We start from the raw sequence: 24,904 nt of genomic DNA, 5'->3' as shown, positions 1-24,904 counted from the left end.
TACTATTTGCTTTAAATTTGCCATAAAAACACCTTTAGTCGTGGAAAATAGCAGATTTCGCTGTTATAATCTGGCGTTTTCGGTGCGGGAAATCGACACGGGGTTGATTTTCTGTCTGTGAAACTTTCTGCGTCATCCAGACGCGTCCACAAGGCTACAACCCATGTCATCCAGTGAAAAAACTTTCCGGGAACTCGGCCTCTCCGAGGCATTGCTGCGTGCTCTAGATGAGCTCGGCTACGAGAACCCGACCCCAATTCAAGCCGCGAGTATCGCCCCCCTGATGGCGGGCCAGGATATTCTTGGCCAGGCACAGACAGGTACAGGTAAAACCGGTGCCTTCGCTCTGCCTCTGCTTAATGCAACAGATCATAACCTCAACGCACCGCAAATTCTGGTGCTGGCACCGACCCGCGAACTGGCGGTACAGGTAGCTGAAGCTTTCTCAAGCTATGCCAAATTCATGAAAGGTTTCCATGTACTGCCTATCTATGGCGGTCAAAGCATGCACCAACAGCTGCAGGCGCTGCGTCGCGGCCCTCAGGTAGTCGTTGGTACTCCAGGCCGAGTCATGGACCATATGCGCCGTGGCACCCTCAAGCTCGATAGCCTCAAGGCTCTGGTGCTGGATGAAGCCGATGAAATGCTGAAAATGGGCTTTATCGACGATATCGAGTGGATCTTGGATCATACTCCGGCCGAGCGTCAGCTGGCACTGTTCTCTGCCACTATGCCTGAGCAGATCAAGCGGGTTGCCAACAAGCACCTGAACAACCCAGCCACCATCAGCATTGCCGCCAGCCACACCACGGTTGACTCCATTGAGCAGCGTTTTGTACAGGTGTCTCAGCACAATAAACTGGAAGCCCTGGTACGTGTGCTCGAAGTGGAAAACACCGAAGGTATCATCATCTTCGTGCGTACCCGTAACTCCTGTGTGGAACTGGCCGAGAAGCTGGAAGCCCGCGGTTACGCCTCATCACCACTGCACGGTGATATGAATCAACAGGCCCGTGAGCGCGCCGTGGATCAACTCAAGTCCGGTAAGCTGGACATTTTGATTGCCACCGACGTTGCTGCCCGTGGTCTGGACGTTGAGCGTATCGGTCACGTGGTCAACTATGACATCCCTTACGATACCGAAGCCTATGTACACCGTATCGGTCGTACCGGCCGCGCCGGTCGTACCGGGATGGCGATTCTGTTTGTGACTCACAGAGAGATGCGCATGCTGCGCACCATTGAGCGTGCCACCAACAGCCGTATTTCTCCAATGAAGGTTCCAAGCCCTGAGACTGTGGCCGAGCGCCGTCTGTCACGTTTGGGCGATCAGGTAGCTGCCACCATAGCCAACGAAGAGCTGGACTTTATGAAGGGCGCCGTGGCTCAACTGTGTCAGCAGTTGGAAGTGGACACAGATATTCTGGCGGCCGCACTGCTGCAACAAGTACAGCAGGAGCGTCCGCTGCAGTTGCCTCCGATCCAGGAGCGTCAGCGTGACAGCCGTGATGATCGTAGCTCACGCGACGATCGTGGTTCGCGCCGTCGTGACTCTCGTCCGGTTCCCGGCGATCTCGGCAAGGCCGATTCCCTGAAGGATAACCCGGATCTGCAGATGTGCCGTTATGTACTGGATGTGGGTCGTGAGCACGGAGTGGGTGTGGGCAATATCGTGGGTGCCATCGCCAATGAAGCCAGCATAGACAGCCGTTACATAGGCCAAATCCAACTGTTTGACTCTCTGACTACAGTCGATCTGCCTGCCGGTATGCCTAAAGACGTACTGGCGCACCTGAAGAAAGTTCGGGTATGCGGCAAGCCTATTAATATCCGTGAAGCAGGTAGCCAGAGCTTCGAAGGTGAACAGCGCCCTGCTCGTCGCCCTCGCAAGCACTCGGGCGAACGCCGTCCGGATCGTAAGCCCCGTCGTCGTGATGACCGCAGCTGATCCAGCGGATTAAATCAACTCGGTAAAAATGCCGCTCACTCATGGTGAGCGGCATTTTTCTTTATATTGATTAAGCAGTGTCGGCAGATACAACTGTGCTTGGGAATATCCCGCAGGGTCAGTTCCAGGTAACTAAAATCAGCCTTCATGCACCAGCAAAGCGCAGGATCTGTACCTGCCGCCATGGCGCATTGGTTGGCTTGTTGACATACAGGGCAGCGAGCAGCGGACTTTTCGGTCATGAAGCCTCCCTGTCAGCGGGATGATTGATGCCATCCATCACGGGAGCATCCTTGAAAGTAAAAGGATCCAAGTCGTTGATGCACCCCAGATTAACGCCATACTCCTCTGGATTCGAGCGCCTTTGATGGTGAGTATAGATACCGCAGCGACTACAGAAATAATGTTTGGCGGTATGGGTATTGAACTGATAACAGCTGGTGAGCTCTGCACCGCTAACCAGCTTGAGATTGGCCAAGGACACAGAAGCTACCGGCGCACCGCGGCGGCGACACATGGAGCAATCACAACGACGAACATTGTTCACTCCTTCGGGAAAAGTGAGCGCCAACTGAACCCCGCCACAATGGCAACGGGCAATATAGTGAGTCTGAGTCATGACAATCCTTGTAATCCTGATTGAACGGGCAAGCTTATGCTGATAATTCGAGCAAAACGGCATACGGCTGAATTCATCTTGCCCCAGGGAAAAACCCTTGCCAATAGACAGCAGCTGAACTGCCAAGCTAAAGAAAGTAATCTTCCCAACAAAGAGTAAGCATTTCCCCCGATATTGCTGCAGCCAATAGCCAAGACTCCCCATCATAATGGAGCAAACTGCGGCCCACATCTACTGCGCCCCAGCTCAAGTCAATGCCGAATTCCCCCCCAGGAGTCAGTGATAAGGCGCGGGCGACCACCGCCTCAGTATGACGCTAAGCATAGCGGCCAAGCTGCTTTCCGCCCCTATAACAGCGAGGATTTGTCATCGCCGCTAGAGAGTTGCCAACGAGTGTTTCTATTCGCGAACAAATAGCCTGTCACCGGACATAAACAACCAATCTCATTGATTAGCTGAGTTTTTAATTTATTTTTAAGGAAGCATTTTTCGGTTATAACCCTATGGATCCCATGCCACAAAATAGGTAGACTGGCCCCGGTTTACCTCCTTGGAAACAAACCAAGGGATATGATTTGGGGGCGTAAATCGGTTGCTTGAGTAGCCAGTACGCGCTCTCCTCAACTTATAGAGAAGGAAATAATGGGTTTACAAGAAAAACAATGGAAGCGCTCTATCGAAGAGCAGTATGTGGTTGAGTTCAAGCAGGACATAAAAAGCATTCTGGATGCCGACCTGGACGTAACCTTTGACTGGGACAGCTTCGACAGCGCCAAAGAGATCATGTATGTGCCCACCTATGCACTGGATCGTGTCAAATCCGCGTTCAGAGAACTCGCCAACGACCAGGACGCCAAGGAAGAGATTGTTGCGCAGATCAAAACCCTGCATATAAAGAACATCAACGACAATGCCGAAGAAGCCAAGAACATGCGTATCGGCGATGGCGTTTTCGCTCTCGAAGTCGGTTTCGGCGGCAACCATGCCTGTGTCTTCAACGACACAGCTATCCGCCAGTACCTGGAAAACAACCTCTGATCATCTAAGCAGAGCGTGATACCTGGGCTCATCTCCATTTGAGGCCCATCTGTATCCAAGGCCGGTCCTCCCCCTGAGACCGGCCTTTTACTTTTTAGTGGCTTAAGCCAGTCCATTGCCAGCCCCTAGGGCTAAAGCCACAGAGTCAAGTTCCCAACCCTGTACTGCCAAACAAAAAAAGCGCGCCTGATGGCGCGCCGAATAGATTAAGGCTCTTGCCTTACTACTTCTTGGGGAAGATGGGATAAGCCTCCTGGCCCAGCAAGGTACCCTTTACCTCTTTGCCGTAGTAACCGGCATGCTTGTGATACTTGCCTTGGGTTTCCTCGAGCTTTCCTTTGAAGCGGGGATCCTGAGGACGCTCATGGGAGTTGATATAGGCGGCCACATCCCAGGCTTGCTGAGTGGTTAGCTGCATACTCTTGCCCAGCGGCATATTCTCGTGGATAAAGAAGGCCGCCGTGTTAACCCTGTGCATTCCGGCGCCCCAGTTAAAGCTCTGAGGCCCCCAAAGTGGTGGCAAGGCATATACACCGGCTATCGCTTGGCCCTGACCATCGGCGCCATGACATGCTTGGCAATGAGCCTGATAAACCTGCTCACCACGGGCTGGATCATAAGCCAATTCAGGTTTGGGGATTGAAGGGTAACCCCTGCCCGGCAAATTGGCGCGTTGCTCTACCGTCAACTGCTGCTTAATAGCTTCAGGGATGGGGAAGTCTTCCCGTTTGCCGCCCTTGATAAGCTCGGCATCGGCCAGTTCAGGCACTTCGCCTTTGACGCCGTATTGATCCATCAAGCCACCTACCCCAAGCCAATAGGCATAGGCAGACAAGGCCACCAACTCAGGGCTGCCGCTCTCTGGCGCCTTGCCGTTCATTGAATAGGTAAAACAGCCCTGAATACGCTCTTCGAAGCTGTTGACCTTATCGTTCTTCTTCCGATAGGCAGGATAAGCGAAGTAAGCGCCCCAGATAGGAGAAGCATTGGGCTTACGACCGGCATCCATATGGCAGTTGACACAGTTCAACTCATTGCCGACGTATTTGTCGCGCAGTTGCTGAGTATTGACGAACAGCTGATAGCCCTGACGTACCTTATCACCAAAAGCACCGGCCGGAATCGCATCCAGAGGTCTGGGGATCAGATATTCCTGCCCTTGAACCTTGGGTGAAGAAGGCAGTTGCGCCTGACGATCGGGCAGATTCTCGGCCTGGGCCTGAGCTGTAATTGCGGCCACAGCACCCATGATAAACAGAGTAGATTTTTTCATGCTGCGTCCTTACTTGAGATTGGCAAAATAACTGGCAATAGCGTCGATTTCGGCGCTGCTGAGCTGTTTGGCAACATGCTCCATCATGCCATCGACATCGCCTTTACGGCTGCCATCCTGCCAAGCGTGCAGTTGAGTCTTGATATAACTGGCTTGCTGACCGGCAAGCCTGGGGAAAGTGCCGCCACCCAGGCCTGAAGGGCCATGACAAGTCACACAAGCGGGTAGGTTCCGGGTCCAGTCGCCCTGGTACACCAGTTTTTCGGTCGGATCGGCAAATACCACTTGCTCACCTCTGAGCTGGGGTTTGACTTCAGCGACACTCTGGGCCGCGAAGTAATCCGCCACCTGGCCGATAACCTCATCCCCTTGCAGGGTCATGGCCATAGGCATCATGGTAGCGTTTTGGCGGGTTCCTGCCTGAAACAGCTTGATTTGTTGTTGAATATATTGGCTTGAGAGTCCGGCGAGTCTTGGGCCCAACGGCTCTACGCCCTGTCCCTGAGGGCCGTGGCAACTGCCACAAAGCGCGGCCTGCGGTGGCATAGCCGGCTCTGCTGCCATAGCGGTTCCTATGGACTGAGCCAACAGCAGCAGACCACCTGCGGCGAGCGTGATTGATTTCATCTGTTATCCCCCAAAATGAGTAAGTGCTATAGCATAGATCCAAATCACATATATGAGAAGTTTGCGATAAACATCAAAAAACCGGAGAGATCGGACATAATCCAGATGCCATAAGGTTTGCAGCTCAAATAAATCCCAAGCTTTGAAATATTTGCTTACGATTTGAGTTTTATAAAAAACCCTTTTCTAACAATGTATTGGATAACGATTCTCGTTTAGAGGTAGTTACTCTCCAAAGCGGGTCGTCTCAAAGCTATTGAGGAAATGATGTAACAGATAACAAGCCAACAGGGTACCGACTATGGCCACCAGAATGCTACTCACCCGATACAGGGCACTGAAGATCAGATCATTACCCGGAGTCAGATATTGACCGAACAATATCCCTAAGGTGGTCATGGCACCAAAGCCCACCGCCGAACCACTGGCCTCTTTGACATGAGCCTGGGCAAACAACAAAGTACCGAACCAGAGCATAGGTACAACCAACAAAAGCACACCTGACCAGTCATACAGCAACAGCTGCACCGCCATACCATATACCACCCCGAGCACAGTGCCCATTGCCCGTTTGCGAGCGTAGTCGAGGGCACCGTTCCAATGCATGGGAAACAGCAACAGCAGTGTAGTAGCCTGCGCCGACATGGAATCGCGCAGATCGAAAGCCTGGAATATCAGAAACGACAGGGTTGCGACGCTGGCCCCCATCAAAGCTTCATGGCGCATTCTGTGGGGCTGTTTGGGCCCGGGCACATAAGCACTGCGAGGCTCAACATCCGGGATCAGCACTGTCATCAAATAAGCTATCAGCACAGACAGCACACTGGCCCAAAAATTACCGAAGATGAGATCGTTAAGATCGGTATCCGGATAACTGGCAAAATGCAGCATGATGCTGAGGCTGATCACTCCATTGGCACCAAACAGAAACAGGGCGCCACGGGACATACAGGCAAAGCGATACAGAAACAGCACAAAGACAATCAAGGTCATCAGTGCCGGATGGCTGCCAAACAAACCGCCTATGATGCCCACCTCGATCCCACAGACAACAGCCGCGGCCAGCAACTGGCGTGCGGCATGGCCGTTCATCACTGGCACCAGTCCCAGCAACAACATGGGGGTAACTGTGTAAAACACCCCATAGTTCCAATTCATCAGCTTACAGATCAGAAAGCCCAGACTGGCACCTGTGGCGATGCGCAGGCACTGGCGCAGCTCATTCTGAGTCAAGGGGTGGTGACGCAAGATCATCGGCCACCTCAATAAATGTAGTGCAGCAGGCTGACTGCCTTGATCTGCAGCTTGGCCATGAAACGATAGAAACTATTGTCCGGCAGCAGTTGTACGGTAGCACGGGAGCCAGCGGCCAACATGGGGTGTTCTTCACTCAGGAGTTCAAAGTGCAGTCGCAGACGCTGAGCATCCCGCACCCAACGATCCGACTCGGTCGGCGTCGCCAACATGCCGTTAGCATCGAATTGTCCGGCGCTGACACCGGCATCGCGGCTACTGACTCTGGCGGGGTAGAGTCTGCCTGGTTCGGCATCGAACGCCACCCAGGCTTCAGTGCCCGGCTCAACTCCCCTGAGAGTTTTCTCGCGAAAATCGGCAATGATATCCATCTGCTCCGACACCAGGGCCAATACAGGTTGGCCCTTGTTGGCCATGCTGCCACTCGCCAGTTGCAGATTAGTCACTATGCCTTCGTGTTCTGCCAGCACCTTGGTGTAACTCAGATCCAATTCAGCCTGAGCCAAACGGCTGCGGGCCTGACGTAACTTGAGGTTCTCTGTCCCGGCTGTTCCCCGGGAAACCTTGAGTTTAGCCAACTGCGCCTTGGAAGCCACCAACTTTGCTTGTGCCGAGCTGGCATCGGTATCGGCCTGATCCTTGAGCTGGCGTGACACACCATTACTGGCATAGAGGGCATCCAGGCGCCTGGCCTCACGTTGTTTCTGTTGCAACATGGCCTCATTGGCGCTGACATCGGCGCTGGCAGCCTCTATGGCAGCATCCAGCTCGGCGTTATCCTGCACCGCCTGCTCCAGCGCCAGTTTGGCTTGCTCCAGCGCGAGCTCAAAAGGAGCCGGGTCAATGGCGAAGAGTAACTGCCCGGTCTCTACATGTTGATTGTTGGCTACGGCCACAGATTGCACCGGGCCGCTCACTTGGGGGGCTACCTTGACCACAGTGCGGGTCGCCATCGCCTGTGGCGTCAGCGGCATCTCCAGATCCGCCAACATGAAATAGGCAAAGACCAGCACAAAGCCCACCATGGAAAATTTAACGAGTCTGGCAAATTGTTGATCTGGCGTCATAAAGTCTCTCTCATTTCGCTTGCTCTTGCTGCAGCTGATGTTGGGCGTTATCGCAAATCCTGGTGATCACAGCTTCAAAATGAGCCAGCTCATTCGGATCTATGCCCGCCAACAACTTGGCCCGTACCTGGATGATTCTGGCCTCCATGGAGCGAATAACTTCTTCACCTTCAGCCGTCATGGAAACGATGCGAGCCCTTTTGTCATGCTCGCAGCTGTGGCGGGAGATTAGCCCTTGCTGCTCCAACTGACCCAGGGTCCGCATCAAAGAAGGCAATTCAATTTCCAGCGACTCGGCCAACTGCTTTTGACTGATGTGGTCGCCCATGCGTCTCAACTTCCACAGCGCGGTCCAACGGGGATGGGTCAGCCCCAAAGGAGCCAATTCATTGTCGGCGACCATGCGCCATAAACGGTGTAAACGCCCCAAGCGCTCTCCCAGAGAGGTCTCGGTCAGCTGTTCTATATATCTGTGCATCTCGACTCACTAATTAATTAGCAGGCTAAGCATTTTATTTATTTAGCCTGCTAAGTAAATAGCCGATCGAAAATAAACCCGATCTGCCTCGCACATCTGCTCAGTAAGTAAACGGATCGGAGCAAAAATTTGTCATAAGTCGCAATTGCTTAACACCTGGCTCACTATAATTATTCAACCTTGTTTGAACCTGGGAAGGTACAATGAGCCCGGCGCAAGATCGTGGCGATTACCAGGCCACGTCAAGCCGCCGCACTCGTTTCATCACTCCCATGCCTGGAGGCTAACTTGTTCTCACATCTAAAAATCGGCACTCGAATCGTGCTGGGGATCTGCGCCGTGCTTATCGCCATGATGAGCTTTATCATGCCCTTGGTACTGTCGGAATTTTCCGGCCAAATTGATAATGCCGAGCAGCGTGAACTGCATAAGCTATATCAAACCGCGATTGCTGAAATAGACTCTTCAGGCAAATTGGCCGAGGCGTTGGCCACTGTGGTGGCCAATACCCCGGAAATGCAACAGGAATTCGCCTTCGGCGAAAGGGATTCACTCAACAACCGCAGCCAACAACTGTTTGTCCCGTTGAAGCGGGATTTTGCCGTGCAGCAGTTTCAATTCCATCTGCCACCGGCCACCTCCTTCCTCAGGGTACATAAACCGGAAAAGTTCGGTGACGATCTCTCTGGGTTTCGCCAAACGGTAGTGCAGACCAACAACAGCAAGCAACCGATAATGGGACTCGAGAAGGGGGTAGCCGGCCTCGGGATCCGCGGCCTGGCTCCTATGACTTATCAGGGACAACATACAGGTTCGGTTGAGTTTGGCATGTCATTTGGCCAACCTTTCTTCGATGCCTTCAAACAGAATTACCAAGCCGAAATTGCCCTGCTGACACCTGACAGCAGCGGTTACCGCCGTTTTGGCGGAACCTTTGAAACAGCGGCTTTCAAAGACACGGCGCTGCTGCAGAAAGTACAACAGGGAAAAGCTGACAAGTCTTTGATAAGTCTGAATAACAATAGTCATGTCCTCTACCTGCATCAGGTGACTGACTTTTCCGATAATCCCATTGGCGTACTGGCGATCGCCATGGATCGCAGCCACTCGGAAGCCAGCCTCTGGTATATCAAACTCAAGTTGGTGGCCATTGGTGCCATAGCGCTGTTGGCGGGCGCCGTTATCGCCTTCTTTATTGCCCGCAGCATCACCCGCCCTATAGCGCAAACCACCAGCGCCATGGAAGACATCGCTCAAGGGGAAGGCGACCTGACCAAGCGTATCGAGGTGAGCAGCAAGGATGAAATTGCCGATCTGGCGCGGGCATTCAATCTGTTTGTCGCCAAAATCCAGCAAACTATTCAGCAAGTGACTCAAGCCACGGACTCACTGGCAACCTCAGCCGAAGAGATGTCCGGCATCACCAGCGACAGCCGCCACAGCGCCGAGCAGCAGCAAAGGGAAACCGAACAAGTGGCTACCGCCATGAACGAGATGGCCGCCACGGTTCAGGAGGTCGCCCAAAATGCCACTGTTGCCGCCGACTCGGCAGAGCAAGCCGATACCGCCACAGATTCAGGTAAACAGGTGGTCAACAGTGTGGTTGAGCTGATGGCCGGGCTGGAGTCAGAGATCCGCGGCGCCGCGGCAGCTATCGACCAGCTAGAGCAGGACAGTCAGGCGATAGACTCAGTGTTGGAAGTGATCCGCAACATTGCCGATCAAACCAACCTGCTGGCACTCAATGCCGCCATTGAAGCGGCCAGGGCCGGCGAGCAGGGACGGGGCTTTGCCGTGGTAGCCGATGAAGTACGCACCCTGGCGAGCCGCACCCAGGCATCGACAACCGAAATTCAACAGATGATTGAAACCCTGCAACAAGGGGCGCAGTCAGCCGTCGGTGTGATGCAGAGCAGTAATCAAACCATGGATAAGTGTGTTGCCGAAGTGCAAAACGCCGATGCGGCTCTCAATGAGATCCGCGCCGCGGTTTCCGCCATCACCCAGATGAATATCCAGATAGCCAGCGCCGCCAACGAGCAGTGCGCCGTCTCGGCCGAGATCAATCGCAATCTCAATAATATCAATGATGGCGTGGCTCAGGGCAGTGAAAGCGCAGCCCAGATAGCCGTCGCCGGTGAAGAGCTGGCGCAGCTGTCGGTACGCCTCAAGCAGTTGGTCAGCCAATTCAAGGTTTAACTCACTAAAGACAAGCCCACCTGTTGGTGGGCTTCCTTTTATCAAAGGTTCACTGAGAGGCCATCACTTGCCTGGACGCACTCCCAGTGTATGGCAGATGGCATAGGTGAGCTCGGCGCGGTTCAGGGTATAGAAGTGGAAATCTTTCACTCCTTCACGGGAAAGCACCTTGACCATGTCGATGGCCACGTTGGCGCCCACCAACGCCCGGGTACCGGGATCGTTATCCAAACCTTCAAACTGGCGGTGCAGCCATCCCGGCAAAGACACATTGGTCATGGCGGCGAAACGCTTAAGCTGGTTGAAGTTGCCCACAGGCAATATCCCGGGAACAATTTCCACATCAATGCCGGCGGCCACACAACGGTCGCGGAACCTGAGATAAGACTCCACATCGAAGAAAAACTGGGTGATGGCACGGCTGGCACCGGCCTCAATCTTGCGCTTCAGGTTGATAAGGTCGGCCTGAGCATTGGTCGCATCCGGGTGCACCTCAGGATAGGCAGCCACCGAAATATCAAAGTCGGCGACCGAGCGCAGCAAACGCACCAAATCTGAGGCAAAACGTGTCGGCTTGGGGCTGCCTTCCGGCAGATCGCCTCGCAGCGCCACTATGTTACGAATACCGCTGTTCCAGTAATGACGCGCCAACTCCAGTAACTCTTCATCACTGGCATCCACCAATGTCAGGTGCGGCGCCGCCACCAGCTCGGTTTCCTGCTGGATCCGCTCGATCACGCTGTGAGTGCGATCCCGCACTCCTGAGTTGGCACCATAGGTGACAGAAACAAACTTGGGATTCAGTGGCTCCAGGCGCTGAATTGAGTTCCACAATAAAGTTTCCATCTCAGGTGTTGAGGGCGGAAAGAACTCGAAAGAAACATTGATGTCGCCGTTGAGCTCGGACAAGCTCTGGTTCAGCGAGTGCGCATGTTGTGCGTGATGAAAAGCCATTGAAAATTCCCTCAACTGTCTATCTGGACGTTTGGACGTCTATATGTCCACATACTAGAGAAACTGTCATTGAAGTCAAGCCCAAAGATGGCTTCAAAGGTGTATTTATCTTAATCAGTATAAAAGCCACTAAAGAGGGTTTCTGCAAAGCCTCGGCTTTGCACCTGGGAGAGCTTTCGCACAGGTGATCCTGTGCCTGGAAAATAGGCGTATGTCTGCAAATCGCTCAAATATTTCAAGCTGCTCAGGACTAACAGAGTTGCACCGATTCCCCCTCGGTGTCGCCGAAAGCCGTTGGCGCAAATAACGTGGCTGAGGCATGGATGCCGAAGCAGCGACAGTCGAATCAGGGATGAGCGTCTGAAGCGGTAGTTATTTGCGCCATTAGGCCGAGGGGCTTTCGACACCGTGTGGGGCGGCAAGGGAGATCCAAGAGGGGATTGCTGTTGATCCCTTCGTGGTCGGGTGTGGGGCGAAGCTCCACGACTTTAGGCCGCTGGCACAGCGGCTATCATAGCTTCCAACTAAGAGTATCTAAGTTAGTATTGGCCGAGCTTCCGGCGACGGATGTTACTCATTGCCTGCCGCAGGCTTATGCACAGACGATCCTGTGACTCGCTGCGAGTACATCCGTGTAAGCTCTGCCTCGCCATCCCTGGCTCGGAAGGTCACAGTCTCACCTGTGCCTGGAAATAGGTGTATGTCTGCAAATACTTCAGATGTTTCAAGCTACTCAGGACTAACAGAGTTGCACCTATTCCCCCTCGGTGTCGCCGAAAGCCGGTGGCGCAAATAACGTGACTGAGGCATGGATGCCGAAGCAGCAACAGTCGAATCAGGGATGAGCGTCTGAAGCGGTAGTTATTTGCGCCATTAGGCCAAGGGGCTTTCGACACCATGTGGGGCGGCAAGGGAGATCCAAGAGGGGATTGCTGTTGATCCCTTCTTGGTCGGGTGTGGGGCGGCGAGTGTCGTCTAGCGACAAGCTAACGAGCGAGAGCCAGGGATGGCGAACTGGCCCTTATGCATGGATGCACTTGATCCACGACTTTAGGCCGCTGGCACAGCGGCTATCATAGCTTCCAACTAAGAGTATCTAAGTTAGTATTGGCCGAGCTTCCGGCGACGGATGTTACTCATTGCCTGCCGCAGGCTTATGCACAGGCGAGCCTGTGACACGGCGTGAATACGTCCATGTAGCCTCGACGAAAACATCCTTGTTTTCGACGGTCACAGTCCCGCCTGTGCCTGGAAATAGGTGTATGTCTGCAAATACCTCAGATGTTTCAAGCTACTCAGGACTAACAGAGTTGCACCAATTCCCCCTTCGGAGCCGCCGCTGGCGTTGTTGCAAATTGGCGTAGCCGAGACAGGGATGTCGAGGCTCGAAGGTCGAGCAGGGCGAATGTTGCGAAGCAACAAGCTTATGAGCGCGAGCCAAGGAAGGCGAGCTGGCCCTTATGCATGGATGCATTTGGCGAGTCCTGAGTGTAGCCAATTTGTTTCATAAGCCAGCGGGGATTTCGGCTACGTTGGGGTGTCCTTGGGGATGCAAGGGGCTTTGGACAAGCAAAGCCCCTTGCCCGGTGTGGTTTGGCGAGTGTCGCCTAGCGACGAGCTTACGAGCGAGAGCCAGGGATGGCGAACTGGCCCTTGTGCATGGATGCATTTGCTCCACGACTTTAGGCCGCTGGCACAGCGGCTATCATAGCTTCCAACTAAGAGTATCTAAGTTAGTATTGGCCGAGCTTCCGGCGACGGATGTTACTCATTGCCTGCCGCAGGCTTATGCACAGACGATCCTGTGACTCGCTGCGAGTACATCCGTGTAAGCTCTGCCTCGCCATCCCTGGCTCGGAAGGTCACAGTCTCACCTGTGCCTGGAAATAGGCGTATGTCTGTAGCTATATAAGCAATTTCAAGCAACGCTATGATTGCAGAATTGCACCAATTCCCCCTTCGGAGCCGCCGCTGGCGTTGTTGCAAATTGGCGTAGCCGAGACAGGGATGTCGAGGCTCGAAGGTCGAGCAAGGATGCGAGTCCTGAGTGTAGCCAATTTGTTTCATAAGCCAGCGGGGATTTCGGCTACGTTGGGGTGTCCTTGAGGATGCAAGGGGCTTTGGACAAGCAAAGCCCCTTGCCCGGTGTGGTGTGGAACACCACGACTTTAGGCCGCTGGAACAGCGGCTATCATTGTTTTCAGCTCAAAATAGCCAAATAACATAGATTGAACTTCCAGCAACGGATGTCTCCCATTGCCTGCCGCAGGCTTATGCACAGGCGAGCCTGTGCCTGGAAATAGGTGTATGTCTGCAAATACCTCAGATGTTTCAAGCTACTCAGGACTAACAGAGTTGCACCTATTCCCCCTCGGTGTCGCCGGAAGCCGGTGGCGCAAATAACGTGGCTGAGGGCGAATGCTCGCTGGTGGCGAGTGTGTTTATGAGCGCGAGCCAAGGAAGGCGAGCTGGCCCTTATGCATGGATGCATTTGGCGAGTCCTGAGTGTAGCCAATTTGTTTCATAAGCCAGCGGGGATTTCGGCTACGTTGGGGTGTCCTTGGGGATGCAAGGGGCTTTGGACAAGCAAAGCCCCTTGCCCGGTGTGGTTTGGCGAGTGTCGCCTAGCGACGAGCTTACGAGCGAGAGCCAGGGATGGCGAACTGGCCGTTGTGCATGGAGGCATTTACACCACGACTTTACGCCGCTGGAACAGCGGCTATCATAGCTTCCAGCTAAGAGTATCTAAGTTAGTATTGGCCGAGCTTCCGGCGACGGATGTTTCTCATTGCCTGCCGCAGGCTTATGCACAGGCGATCCTGTGACTCGCTGCGAGTACATCCCTGTAAGCTCTGCCTCGCCATCCCTGGCTCGGAAGGTCACAGTTCCGCCTGTGCCTGGAAAATAGGCGTATGTCTGTAGGTATATAAGCAATTTCAAGCAACGCTATGATTGCAGAATGGCACCAACTCCCCCTTCGGAGCCGCCGCTGGCGTTGTTGCAAATTGGCGTAGCCGAGACAGGGATGTCGAAGGTCGATGACGCTAATACCAACCCTACTCCTGCAGCAGATCGCGACAGATCTGCACCAGATCAGACTGTACTGCCGCGGCAGTCACTTCCCTACCGGCACCTGGGCCGCGAATGATCAGCGGATTACCCTGGTAGAAGGCCGAGCGGATGACAAACACATTATCTCCCGGGGTCAGGTTGGCGTATGGATGCTGACGCTCTACCCATTGCAGAGAGACTTCGGCGTTAACCCGGTCATCTTGCTGCTCCAGTGAAGCCACATAGCGCAGCACCTTGTTTTGCTCGGCCGCGGCGGCAAACTGCTGCGCGAGAGTGGCATCCAATTCGGGGATCCGCTGCAAGAACTCATCCAACGGAATATCGGCCAGCGCCTCAGGCACCAGAGAGCTTAAGCGAATATCCTCAAGCTCCAGTTCCAAACCGATTTCACGGGCCAAAATCAACAGCTTGCGCTGCATGTCACGCCCGGAAAGATCGTCCCTGGGATCCGGCTCAGTGATCCCCAGCTCTTTGGCCTGCAACACCAGCTCGGAGAAAGGTTTGATGCCATCGAAATGCTCAAACAGCCAGCAGAGCGTGCCGGAGAAGATACCGCCGACAGCCTCTACCCTGTCGCCGCTGTTGTGCAAATCATTGAGCGCGTGCTGCACCGGCAGCCCGGCGCCGCAACTGGCGTTGTAACGCCAGAACAGTCGGCGGTTACCCAGTTGTTGTTTCAGCTCACGGTAGAAAGGCAATGGCCCGGAGCCGGCCAACTTGTTGGCACTGACCATATGAATGCCACGGGCAAAAAACTCAGGATACTGCAGTGTCAGTCCGGCGCTGGCACTGATATCCAGCGCCACCAGTTCATCGGCTTGCAGCAACGCAAGCTGTTCGAACAGATGTTCATACTGCCAAGGGGTGGCTTCGGCTTCAAACCTTGCCTGCCAGTCATCCCCAAAGATCCCCTCATTGCAGATCCAGGCGCGGCTCGAACTCGCCAAGCCCAGGAGTTCAACACTGGCCTCCAGCTCACGTTTGAGGCCGTCGCGTGCTCGGCTAAATAGTTCCACCCAGGCTTCGCCTATGTTACCCACCCCCAGCAGAATAACGCCTATGCGTTTGCGGGGGCCGGCGCAGCGCCTGTGCACCTTCTGGGTCAACAGGTTCACCTGAGATTTGGGTACCAGGGTGACCAGGCTGAGTTGGTCCTGATACAGAGGCCGCGCTTCACGGCTCAGCAAGCGGGCAAAACTACGGCGATAACTGCCGGCGCCACTGCTTACCAGGGCCACCAGCCCAAGCTCTCTGTCCTCGGTAATACTTTGAATTTTAAGCTCGGATGTCTGCGCTTCCAGTAACTGCCAGACTTGGCGGGATAATTCGGGAGTATAGGCCAGCTCAAGTTTGTGTTGCCCTTGAGACCAGTAGGCCAGCGGGGTCAAACCCGCCTCATTGAGCGCATCGAGCGTCTGAGTCTGAGCCTGGGTGCCATTGAACTCCAGGCTCAAGAGGGACACCTGATTGAGATTGGTCACCACAGGGGCGCTTGCGGCATCACTCTTGGGGGCTATCAGGGTAAAGTCGGTATGCGAGGCGTAGCTAGAACGCACCGCCAGGCTGACATCGGTATTAAATAACGGCTGCAGGGTACGGCAATGCAGTACCGGGGAGCCGAGCCGCGCCAGGCGGTCGGCCTCAGCCAGCGACATGCTACTCAGCAATTTGGCATCGGCAATCTTGTTGGGATCGGCATTGAACACCCCTTCAACATCTGTCCAGATAGTGACCCTGTCGATATCGGCCAGGCTGGCTATAAGAGTGGCACTGAAGTCGGAGCCGTTGCGACCAAGCAACAGAGTTTCGCCTTGGCTATTGGCGCAGATAAAGCCGGTGATCACCAGGCGCTCATCGGGATGCTCGGCCAGCAGCCGCTGCACCCTTTCACGGGACTCATCGAGGCGAATCCTGGGTACTGCGCCCTCATCGGCAATCAATAAACTGCGGGCATCCACATGGGAAGCGGCAACACCGGACTCCCGCAGCAGCGCCGCCATCAGTCTGGCCGACCAGCGTTCGCCGAAACCCACCACCTGATTGCATTGGTATTCGCTGAGTTCAGGCAAGGACAATAAACTGGCCAGTTGCGCCTTATCTGTAGACAGACGCTCCCGCAGTTGACGTGCCTGTTCATTGCCCAGCAGCTGTTCAATCAGATTCTGCTGATAACCGACAAGCACCTGTAGCTCTTCCTGCCACAGAGCGCCAGATTCCTTCAGGTTCAGCAGTTTATAGAGAAAATTGGTACTCTTGCCGGCGGCGGAAACCACCACAAGATCATCGGCATGACCATGGGTTAGCAAAATATGGGCGACCCGTCGGTAGCAATCGGCATCGGCGAGACTGGAACCGCCAAACTTATGTAGGTGACAACGTGCCATCTCAAGCTCCTTCAATTCAACAGTTTGCGGCTGCCGCCAATCCGGCGGCGATATCGTCCAGCAGATCCCGGCCATCTTCTATACCCACAGACAAGCGGATAAGCGTGTCTTTAATACCGGCTTCGGCGCGAGCCTCACTCGCCATGGCTCTGTGGGTCATGGTGGCGGGCACGGCCACCAGGCTCTCAACCCCTCCCAGGCTCTCGGCCACGGAAAACAGCTTGAGCGCGCCGAGGAAGGCAACCACCTGCGCCTCATCACCCTTGAGTTCAAAACTCAGCATAGCGCCAAAGCCACTCTGCTGCCTGGCGGCAATCTCATGACCTGGGTGGCTCTTAAGCCCCGGATAGTAAACTTTGTCTACCACGGGACTCTGGCTCAGCAGCGCCACTATGCGCTCGGCATTGGCCTGATGCTCGCGGATCCTCAGCGCCAGAGTACGCAGACCACGCAGGGTCAGGTAGCTGTCGAAGGCGCCACCGCTCAGCCCAAGCGTGTTGGACCACCAGTGCAATTGCTCTGCCAGTTCAGGATCTTTGGCAATCACGGCGCCGCCTACCACATCGCTGTGGCCATTGATGTATTTAGTGGTCGAGTGCACCACTATGTCGGCCCCCAACAGCAAAGGCTGTTGCAGCGCCGGCGATAAAAAGGTGTTGTCGACCACCACCAATGCCCCCTGCTGGTGGGCCGCCTCGGCAATGGCGGTAATATCCACTACCCGCAGCAGCGGATTGGATGGCGTCTCGAGCCACACCATGCGCGGCTTTTGCGCCAGGGCAGCGGCGAGTGCTTGCGGGTCGGTTTGATCCAAAACCTGCAAACGAAACTGGCCCTTGGCGGCCAGATTGGTGAACAGCCTATAGCTACCGCCATAACAGTCATGGGGCACCAACAAGAGGTCATCCGGCCCCAGCAGGTTGACTACCAGAGTAATGGCCGCCATACCGGTAGCGGTTATTGCCGCACTGCAGCCCTGCTCCAGCTCCCCCAAGGCATCCCCCAGAATGGAGCGGGTAGGATTACCCGAGCGGCTGTAATCAAAGGCTCTTGGCTGAGTGTGGCTATCAAAGGCATAGTTGGTCGACAGATAGATGGGTGGCACCACGGCCCCGTGCTGGCTGTCTGATTCGATGCCCTGCCGGACCGCTGTGGTTGCTAATCGCCGCTCTGTCATAATCGACTCCTGAATGCTGAGGTTCGACACCATAAAGATGTCTGGACGTCTAAATCTAACCAATGACCATCCAGCCGTCAATAGGCATCAAGACGTTTGGACGTCCAAATGTATGGATTTCTGTTCATATTGCACAGATTTTGCAGGCAATCATTTGACTGTATCCTGTAAGGGTTTAAAATCTGCTGCGAATTAGTGAGATCACAGGTGAATCAATGACTGAATGGAATGGCGAATACATCAGCCCTTATGCCGAACACGGCAAGAAGAATGAGCAAGTGAAAAAAATCACTGTCTCTATTCCGTTGAAGGTACTGAAAGTATTGACCGATGAGCGCACCCGGCGCCAGGTAAACAACCTGCGGCACGCCACAAACAGCGAACTGTTGTGCGAAGCCTTCCTGCATGCCTATACCGGCCAGCCACTGCCCAACGATGAGGATTTGTCCAAAGACAAACCCGACGGCATCCCGGAAGAAGCCAAGCGCATGATGGATGCCATGGGCATTGAATGGGAAGACATGGAATAAGTGTCTTATTCCTCTGAATTATCTTATTGTTGAACAAGGATCGCTGCGCGATCCTTTTCTTTTGGGGGTTTGCGAATGCTGTCACTGATAGATCCCGTCACCCTGTTACTGGCATCCTTGATCATATTTACCGGTGCCCTGACCCAGTCGCTGATAGGCTTTGGCCTGGCAGTGGTAGCCACTCCCTTATTGTATATCGTCGATCCGGAGCTGGTTCCTGCCCCCGTTATCGCCATGGGGTTTTCCATCGCCCTGCTGACACTGATACGCGAGCGCGGCCACCTGGAATTCAACGGCTTGCAATATGCCTTGCTGGGAAGGCTCCCCGGCGGCCTGATTGGTGCCACCCTGCTGTTGCTGGCACCGCAACCTATTCTGGGCTTGACCATAGCCCTGATTGTGGCCGTAGCCGTATTCCTCAGCCTTAGAAAGTACAGCATCAAGATCAACCGCCTCAGCCTGTTTATTGCCGGGATATTTTCCGGGATATTCGGCACCGTGGCCGCCATAGGTGGACCGCCGATGGCTCTGCTGCTGGCGGGTAAGGATGCCAGTCAGTTCCGCGCAGCGCTGTCGGCCTTCTTTATCTTCAGCTCCTTGATAGCCTTGATTATTCTCGGCTGTTTTGGCCTCTTGACCTTGAGACACTTATGGCTGTCGCTGTTGCTGCTGCCTGCGGTATTTCTCGGTTTTCTGGTCGCTGGCCGCTTGGTGGGCCGGGTGGATAAAGAGAAGACCCGAGTTCTGACGCTGGCGCTGTGCGCCCTGAGCGCTCTGTTGCTGACCATCAAATCAAGCCTGGCGCTCATCAACGGTTAATTTTAGAAGTGATAGCTGGTTTGCAGCACGCCGCCTATGGCGTCATCGCTGCCAAACATGCCGGTGAGATCCAGCCGGAAACTGTTGCCTATGGCGAACCCTGTCCCGAGTGAATAAAGATCAGCGCTGTGATCATTGAGATCCTGGCGATAACCGAGCCGTAAAGCAACCCAGTCGGTAGGCCGGTATTCACCGCCTAAACGCCAATAGCGGCTGCCCTCAAGCTCGGCAAACTTGTCGTTGTCGGTAAGATCCAAGTCGCTGCTGAGTGAAAAGGCTGCCCAGTCATAGGCCACCCCTGCGGTAACCATAGGTTTCACCTTATAGGTAAGCTGCACGCCGCCGGCCTCTATGCTGCTTAAGTCCCGCTCGATAAGATTACGACCGCTGACACCGATAACCAAACCATCCAATGGCTGGAATGCCAAACCGATATCCAGGTTAAAGCCTGTGTCATCACTGCGATAATCATCATCATTGAAATCATCGGCATCGAAGTTATTGGCGCTGACGGCATAGTTGAAACTATCCAGCCGTTGCAGCTTGGGAGTGACTCCCACTGTCACCGGCATATTGACGATAGATAGCGGATAGCTCACGGCAACCCCTAGCTCGGAAACCGCCCCGGCCACTACCCGCCCCTGGGAGGTCAAATCTTGGATTTCCGGCGGGTTATTGGGATCCAGATTATCCAGGGTATCAATATCCGCAGCGGCGATTTCGGCAATCCCCAAGGCATCGAGATAACTCTTGAATACAAAGGCATAGCTAAAACCATCCGAAGGCATGACCAACGCCATATTGATACCGGCACTGGCATAGGCGCTGTTGCCCTGCAGCGATTGCAAGTCACCACTGAGGCGCTTGCGGTAGTCATCGATAGCCGCTGTGTCGGCGGCGTCTATGGCATTGACCAGAGCGTCATAGTTATCCTGCAGGGCGTCAAACTTATCGATCATCTGATCTTTATCTGCGCCATCTGCGCCTATGGTGGGAATGAGTAAACTGAAGTCACTGCTGCGGCGCGAAGGCAAAGCCAGCAGGGCCGGATTGGAAAAGGCCGCCGCCTCACGATTGCCAGCCGCCACGGCAACCCCGCCCATGGCATCGGCGCGGGCCTCATAAACATCCTGCCCAGCCAACGCCAGCGTGCTGGCAAGCCCCGTCGTAAGCAGTGTCAACAGACTCAGTTTCATCTCATCACCCTCTTGCTTTTATCTGTAACCAGACGCAAGACGTTAGTTATATGGGTTAAAGATAGTCCAAATCTCAGTGGCACAATGGTATCAAGATACAAAAAAAGCCCGTACCAAATGATACGGGCTGAGGCTCAAACAGGTTCAGAAGTGCTTGTTAACCAAGATAGCTCTGACCTGCATAGAGAATAAAGTGTCTAAGTGCCAGCACCCCGGTCAGGCTGCAGCAGGCTACCGCCAACATAGCGCCCTTGGTGTGACGGGTACTCGCAGGCAGCAACAACATGGAAAGCAGCGGGATACCAAAGCCGATACCCACAACCCCAATCCAGAACACGCTGGCCCAGACGCCACTTGTCAGTGATGCCAGCGCGGCGGCAGCTGCGCCACCCTTGAAGTAGAGCGCGCAGAACAGCATGAACAGGAACAGGATTTCTGCCGCCATTATGGGCAATTCCAAACCGTGCATCCGTCCCAGCTGTGGGCAGTGCTTGTCTGTCTTGAACAGCAGCAGCGCCACTACCGCGTTGGCTGCCGCACCGGCCGACAAGCCGGATACCAGGAACAGCGCCGGTAATACGGCAGTGTTCAGCATGGGGTAAGCGTTCATGGCGGAGATCAGGAAGCCGGTGTAGGCACCCACGACAATCGCCAGCACGAACAGCAGCACTTCCATGATCTTGCGCAGGCCAGTCAGTGATTCCGCTATCCCTTTAAGGAAGCCCAGGCCCCAGTTACCGAGATCATCTTTCAGCACCACCAGTGCATAGGCAAAAGTCAGCGGAATATAGGCCAGCAGCGCCAACACCCCGATGGACATGACGGATGTCAGGTTGTAGTTGATCAGGATCAGCCAGAAGTGGAACGGCTTGGTCAGGTCAAATACCAGACACAGCATCCCCAGACAAATAGCCACTGGCGCTATCAAGGCTGCCGCCTTGAGAAGACCGCTGTCACCCTCTGTCTTGTTTTGCACCCAACGCAGCCCGATACCAATCAGCAGACTGCCTGCCGATAACCCAGCCAAGAAGAGGTAAACCGCAATGACCCAGTTCCAGGTTACAGGGTCGTATTGTGTCATATCGCCCCAAGTATTGTTCATGATTGGATCCCCCCTCTCTTGACAGGAATACGGTAGATTCTGGGCTTGGTACCCAGATGGGTCTTGTCCTGATAAGTCACGCGAGTATTAAGCAGAGTCGCCACCTCGCTGCCGACCTCATTGGCATCACCGAACACCAGGGCATCGGTAGGACATACGGTCACACAGGCGGGTTGTTCGCCGCGCGCCAGTCGGGTGTCCTTACAGAAGTTGCACTTGTCGGCTACCTTGGTTTCCGGGTTCATAAAGCGCACTTTGTAGGGGCAGGCCGCCACACAGTACATACAGCCAACGCATTTATCTGCCTTGATGGAAATAATGCCGTCCTCGCCCACATAGGCCGCTCCGGTAGGACAGACCTTAACGCAAGGGGCATCTTCACACTGCTGACAGGAAACCCTGTGATACTTGAAGTGCAGATGCGGCGCATCCCCGAATGGACCTTCTACCCTTACCTGCAGGCGAGTTACGCTCTCAGGTACACCGTTTTCGCTGCGGCAGGCGACGTTACAGGCCTGACAGCCGATGCACTTATTCTCGTCGTGCACCATCACATATCTTTTAGTCATCTTCGCCTCCCCTTATGCCTTTTCCAGCTTCACACCTGTGGTGTGTACGTTCATACCGCACACAGGTGCAGTCACGTTGGGCAGCAGGTTGCCGCAATGCACACCCTTGCCGGTCGCCCGTGCCAGCTCCTTGTTCTTGGAACCAAAGCCCATGTAGGCGAATACAGTGTCGGGACGTATACCCTTGGTCACCAGCGCGTGGCCCTCTTCACTGCCGACACTGGACGTGAGACGAATGGCATCCCCATTCTCAATGCCATGCTTGGCGGCGGTGTCAGGGTGGATCCAGACGGCGTTGTCGGACATCAGGTTGGCCAGCATAGGCACATTGTGAGTTGCGCCATTGGTATGCACCGCCACCTTGCCCTGAATAAAGTAGAGCTCATCCGGCTGTTTCAGGGTCACTTCGCGATAAGCGATAGTGCCGCGTCCAGGCGCCATGCCTTCCACCTTGGCGGAGGTCAGTTCAATCTTGCCGCTGGGAGTCTTGAACTTAAGCGCGCTGCCATAGGTACCATCTTCATCCATGGCTCTGGCGTTGGGGTAGGCGGCGACAAAGTCGGCCACCATCTTGGGTTCGCGCAGCATCAGCGGTTTGCCGTAGCTGACAAAGCCCTTGTCCTTTATGTGCTGTAGCAGCTGGGCGTCTTTATTCACCTGCAGGAATTGCAGGGTTTCCATGTTTTCCCAGGGATAGTACTGCTCCAGGCCCATCTCTATGCCCAGTTCACGGAAAATTTGCCAGGAAGGCTTGGCATCGCCAATCACATCCACCACTTGCTGACGCAGGTAGTAGGCCGGGTTCTTGCCGGACTTGTCGGCCACCTCTTCATCCCGCTCCAGATAAGTACACTCAGGCAGTATGATGTCGGCCCAGGCGGCGGTTTCACTGATGTAAACATCACAGGAAACCACAAACTCCATCTTCTTCAGGCTCTCAACCACCTTGGCGCGGTCAGTCATGGTCTGCATAGGGTTGGTACGGCTCATAACCCAGGCCCGCAGTTGGTAAGGCTTGGCTTCCAGGGTTGCATCTATGATTGACTGATAGATACCACCACCGGACCAGGCCATGGCAAACTGCTCATCCATCTGGTCGATACGTTTGGCTTGCGGCTTGGGCAGTTTAACGCCCGGCTTACCCAGCTCAGGAGCCACGGTCTCACCGGCAAACTTGTTGTAGCCACCGGCCTTCTTGCCCATGTAGAGGCCACCCTTACGCTCCAGGTTGCCGATCAGCACGTTGGCGGCATACAGCGCCCGGCGCATATCGAACTCTTCCGGAGTGAAGGTAGATCTGTGGCCAAAGTCGACCACGGCATGGGGCGCTGCAGCGGCGTACTCGTGAGCAATACGGCGGATGTCGGCGGCAGGCACGTCGGAAATTTTCTCAGCCCATTCGGGGGTGTAGGCCTTGACCTCGGCGGCAAACTCTTCAAAACCCACAACATAGCGCTCAATAAAGACCTTGTCATAGAGGTTGTCGGCAATCAACACATGGCACAGCGCCAGGGCTACGGCCACATCCGAACCGGGACGAATGGCATACCACTCATCGGCCTTGTCGGCCACCACAGAGAACCTGGGTTCAAACACCACCAACTTGGCGCCTTTGTCGGCCTGGGCCTTCATCATTCCCCGGGTTTCGGACATATTGATCCCCTCATAGAGGTTATGACCGAAGTTGATGATGTACTTGGAGTTGGAGAGATCCCGCTTCACCTTGGTGCCGAACATCGCCTTGGCGGCGACCACATAACCGCCCGGGCAAGTGGTGTTGTGGGTAAAGGAGTTGGGGCTGCCGTAAGCCTGCCCCAAATAGAACAGGTGTCCGGATAGCGAACCTGACTTGGAGGAAAACGCCACGGCTTCAGGGCCATGCTCGGCCTTGATTTGATTCAGCTTACTGGCGATGGTTTGATAGGCTTCCTGCCAACTTATTTCAGCCCACTTGCCTTCGCCGCGCTCACCGACGCGCTTGAGTGGTTTGACAATCCTTTGTGGATCGTACAATAAACTAAGGCCGGCGCCGCCACGGGCACAGACCTTACCGCCGAATGATTTGGCTTCTTTGTTGCCAGAAATAAAGACGTTTTTGCCGTCGATTATCCGCGCCGAAATCGGGCAACGGGTCGAACACATCTCACACATACTGGCAACTTCAGTGGCACTGCCGGTCAGAGGGCTGCGCCCCAAAGCCGCCAGCGAACCGGGCAGAACTCCGGCCAGGGCACAGGTTGCCCCTCCGGCTCCAGCCCCTTTCAGAAAGGTGCGCCTATCAAGCTCTATCATGGTTTACCTCCATCCTCTCCCCTCGGGGAAAGGTCGCTCACACAGGTTATTGTTTGAATGGGATTCCGCTTGACTACAGCGGCTTAAGCTCATTGTTTACCCATTAAATTCCTGTGGGTATTGTGGTAAACCACATAGGGGGAGTGAGTGTGATCCATGCCCCGCAAAGATGCCGGAAAGGACATGAAAGTGTGAGGGTAATCCAGCCTCTAGCCGTTAAAAAAAGCCACCACAAGCACCAAACCAGTTAACAAAAACCACTTTAGAGACAACAAATATTCACAACTGTTAAGCCGATCACGCTCA

Annotated in this window: 19 protein-coding genes; 5 read left to right on the top strand and 14 right to left on the bottom strand. The window is 54.6% G+C overall.

The window, feature by feature from the left end:
- Positions 1 to 163 precede the first annotated feature (163 nt).
- Positions 164 to 1,948 carry a DEAD/DEAH box helicase gene (locus WKR14_RS02365; RefSeq protein WP_101056394.1) on the top strand — a complete coding sequence of 595 codons (1,785 nt, stop codon included), beginning with the start codon at positions 164 to 166 and terminating at the stop codon, positions 1,946 to 1,948.
- 35 nt (positions 1,949 to 1,983) lie between these two features.
- On the opposite strand, the gene WKR14_RS02360 is transcribed toward WKR14_RS02365, so the two are convergent.
- Together WKR14_RS02360 and WKR14_RS02355 are read right to left on the bottom strand one after the other, a co-directional pair.
- Positions 1,984 to 2,190 (bottom strand): cysteine-rich CWC family protein, encoded by a 207-nt coding sequence (locus WKR14_RS02360; protein ID WP_101056395.1) that lies wholly within the window; start codon positions 2,188 to 2,190, stop codon positions 1,984 to 1,986.
- Entirely contained in the window at positions 2,187 to 2,567 is a 381-nt protein-coding gene (locus WKR14_RS02355) for a GFA family protein (protein ID WP_339087299.1), read from the bottom strand. Before WKR14_RS02355 ends, WKR14_RS02360 begins: the two co-directional genes overlap by 4 nt.
- A gap of 642 nt (positions 2,568 to 3,209) precedes the next feature.
- Between WKR14_RS02355 and WKR14_RS02350 the strand changes: the two genes are divergently transcribed.
- Positions 3,210 to 3,605 (top strand): hypothetical protein, encoded by a 396-nt coding sequence (locus WKR14_RS02350; protein ID WP_025010187.1) that lies wholly within the window; start codon positions 3,210 to 3,212, stop codon positions 3,603 to 3,605.
- A 223-nt stretch (positions 3,606 to 3,828) separates the two neighbouring features.
- Here the strand turns inward: WKR14_RS02350 and WKR14_RS02345 are convergent, their stop codons facing one another.
- The 5 genes from WKR14_RS02345 to slyA all read right to left on the bottom strand — a co-directional run bounded on the left by WKR14_RS02345 (position 3,829) and on the right by slyA (position 8,304).
- The gene (locus WKR14_RS02345; RefSeq protein ID WP_224865847.1) at positions 3,829 to 4,878 is read right to left on the bottom strand and encodes a c-type cytochrome; all 1,050 of its coding nucleotides are present in this window, start codon (positions 4,876 to 4,878) and stop codon (positions 3,829 to 3,831) included.
- A 9-nt stretch (positions 4,879 to 4,887) separates the two neighbouring features.
- Entirely contained in the window at positions 4,888 to 5,442 is a 555-nt protein-coding gene (locus tag WKR14_RS02340) for a c-type cytochrome (RefSeq protein WP_224866007.1), read from the bottom strand.
- A gap of 288 nt (positions 5,443 to 5,730) precedes the next feature.
- A complete protein-coding gene (locus WKR14_RS02335; protein ID WP_165564381.1) occupies positions 5,731 to 6,759 on the bottom strand; it encodes a DUF2955 domain-containing protein in 1,029 nt (342 codons plus the stop codon).
- An 8-nt stretch (positions 6,760 to 6,767) separates the two neighbouring features.
- Positions 6,768 to 7,826 carry an HlyD family secretion protein gene (locus tag WKR14_RS02330; protein ID WP_165564380.1) on the bottom strand — a complete coding sequence of 353 codons (1,059 nt, stop codon included), beginning with the start codon at positions 7,824 to 7,826 and terminating at the stop codon, positions 6,768 to 6,770.
- Between the two features lie 10 nt (positions 7,827 to 7,836).
- The gene (gene slyA, locus WKR14_RS02325) at positions 7,837 to 8,304 is read right to left on the bottom strand and encodes a transcriptional regulator SlyA (RefSeq protein ID WP_101056401.1); all 468 of its coding nucleotides are present in this window, start codon (positions 8,302 to 8,304) and stop codon (positions 7,837 to 7,839) included.
- A 351-nt stretch (positions 8,305 to 8,655) separates the two neighbouring features.
- Between slyA and WKR14_RS02320 the strand changes: the two genes are divergently transcribed.
- Positions 8,656 to 10,503, top strand: a complete 1,848-nt coding sequence (locus tag WKR14_RS02320) for a methyl-accepting chemotaxis protein (protein WP_339087726.1) — start codon at positions 8,656 to 8,658, stop codon at positions 10,501 to 10,503.
- A gap of 63 nt (positions 10,504 to 10,566) precedes the next feature.
- Here WKR14_RS02320 and metF read toward each other — a convergent pair whose 3' ends face one another.
- The 3 genes from metF to metB form a co-directional block, all read right to left on the bottom strand.
- Positions 10,567 to 11,457, bottom strand: a complete 891-nt coding sequence (gene metF / locus WKR14_RS02315; protein ID WP_101056402.1) for a methylenetetrahydrofolate reductase — start codon at positions 11,455 to 11,457, stop codon at positions 10,567 to 10,569.
- 3,056 nt (positions 11,458 to 14,513) lie between these two features.
- Entirely contained in the window at positions 14,514 to 16,913 is a 2,400-nt protein-coding gene (locus WKR14_RS02310) for a bifunctional aspartate kinase/homoserine dehydrogenase II (protein WP_339087296.1), read from the bottom strand.
- Positions 16,914 to 16,929: 16 nt separating this feature from the next.
- Entirely contained in the window at positions 16,930 to 18,090 is a 1,161-nt protein-coding gene (gene metB, locus WKR14_RS02305; RefSeq protein ID WP_101055989.1) for a cystathionine gamma-synthase, read from the bottom strand.
- 215 nt (positions 18,091 to 18,305) lie between these two features.
- Between metB and metJ the strand changes: the two genes are divergently transcribed.
- Positions 18,306 to 18,620 carry a met regulon transcriptional regulator MetJ gene (gene metJ, locus WKR14_RS02300; RefSeq protein WP_144168575.1) on the top strand — a complete coding sequence of 105 codons (315 nt, stop codon included), beginning with the start codon at positions 18,306 to 18,308 and terminating at the stop codon, positions 18,618 to 18,620.
- Between the two features lie 75 nt (positions 18,621 to 18,695).
- On the top strand, positions 18,696 to 19,439 hold the full coding sequence (locus WKR14_RS02295; RefSeq protein ID WP_339087294.1) for a sulfite exporter TauE/SafE family protein: 744 nt from the start codon (positions 18,696 to 18,698) through the stop codon (positions 19,437 to 19,439).
- A 2-nt stretch (positions 19,440 to 19,441) separates the two neighbouring features.
- Here the strand turns inward: WKR14_RS02295 and WKR14_RS02290 are convergent, their stop codons facing one another.
- From WKR14_RS02290 to phsA, 4 genes are all read right to left on the bottom strand, one after another.
- Positions 19,442 to 20,635, bottom strand: a complete 1,194-nt coding sequence (locus tag WKR14_RS02290) for a conjugal transfer protein TraF (protein ID WP_226563573.1) — start codon at positions 20,633 to 20,635, stop codon at positions 19,442 to 19,444.
- 157 nt (positions 20,636 to 20,792) lie between these two features.
- Complete coding sequence (gene nrfD / locus WKR14_RS02285; protein ID WP_165564376.1) at positions 20,793 to 21,737, bottom strand: NrfD/PsrC family molybdoenzyme membrane anchor subunit; 945 nt, start codon at positions 21,735 to 21,737, stop codon at positions 20,793 to 20,795.
- The gene (locus WKR14_RS02280; RefSeq protein WP_101055985.1) at positions 21,734 to 22,306 is read right to left on the bottom strand and encodes a 4Fe-4S dicluster domain-containing protein; all 573 of its coding nucleotides are present in this window, start codon (positions 22,304 to 22,306) and stop codon (positions 21,734 to 21,736) included. The genes nrfD and WKR14_RS02280 overlap by 4 nt, the downstream gene beginning before the upstream one ends.
- Positions 22,307 to 22,318: 12 nt before the next feature.
- Positions 22,319 to 24,598, bottom strand: a complete 2,280-nt coding sequence (phsA, locus tag WKR14_RS02275) for a thiosulfate reductase PhsA (RefSeq protein WP_339087293.1) — start codon at positions 24,596 to 24,598, stop codon at positions 22,319 to 22,321.
- Between the last annotated feature and the right edge of the window lie 306 nt (positions 24,599 to 24,904).

The organism is Shewanella chilikensis, assembly GCF_037953065.1.
Taxonomy (GTDB): Bacteria; Pseudomonadota; Gammaproteobacteria; order Enterobacterales; family Shewanellaceae; genus Shewanella; species Shewanella chilikensis.
Note: the sequence above shows the minus strand (reverse complement) of the source record. Positions and strands in the feature narration are given on the sequence as shown.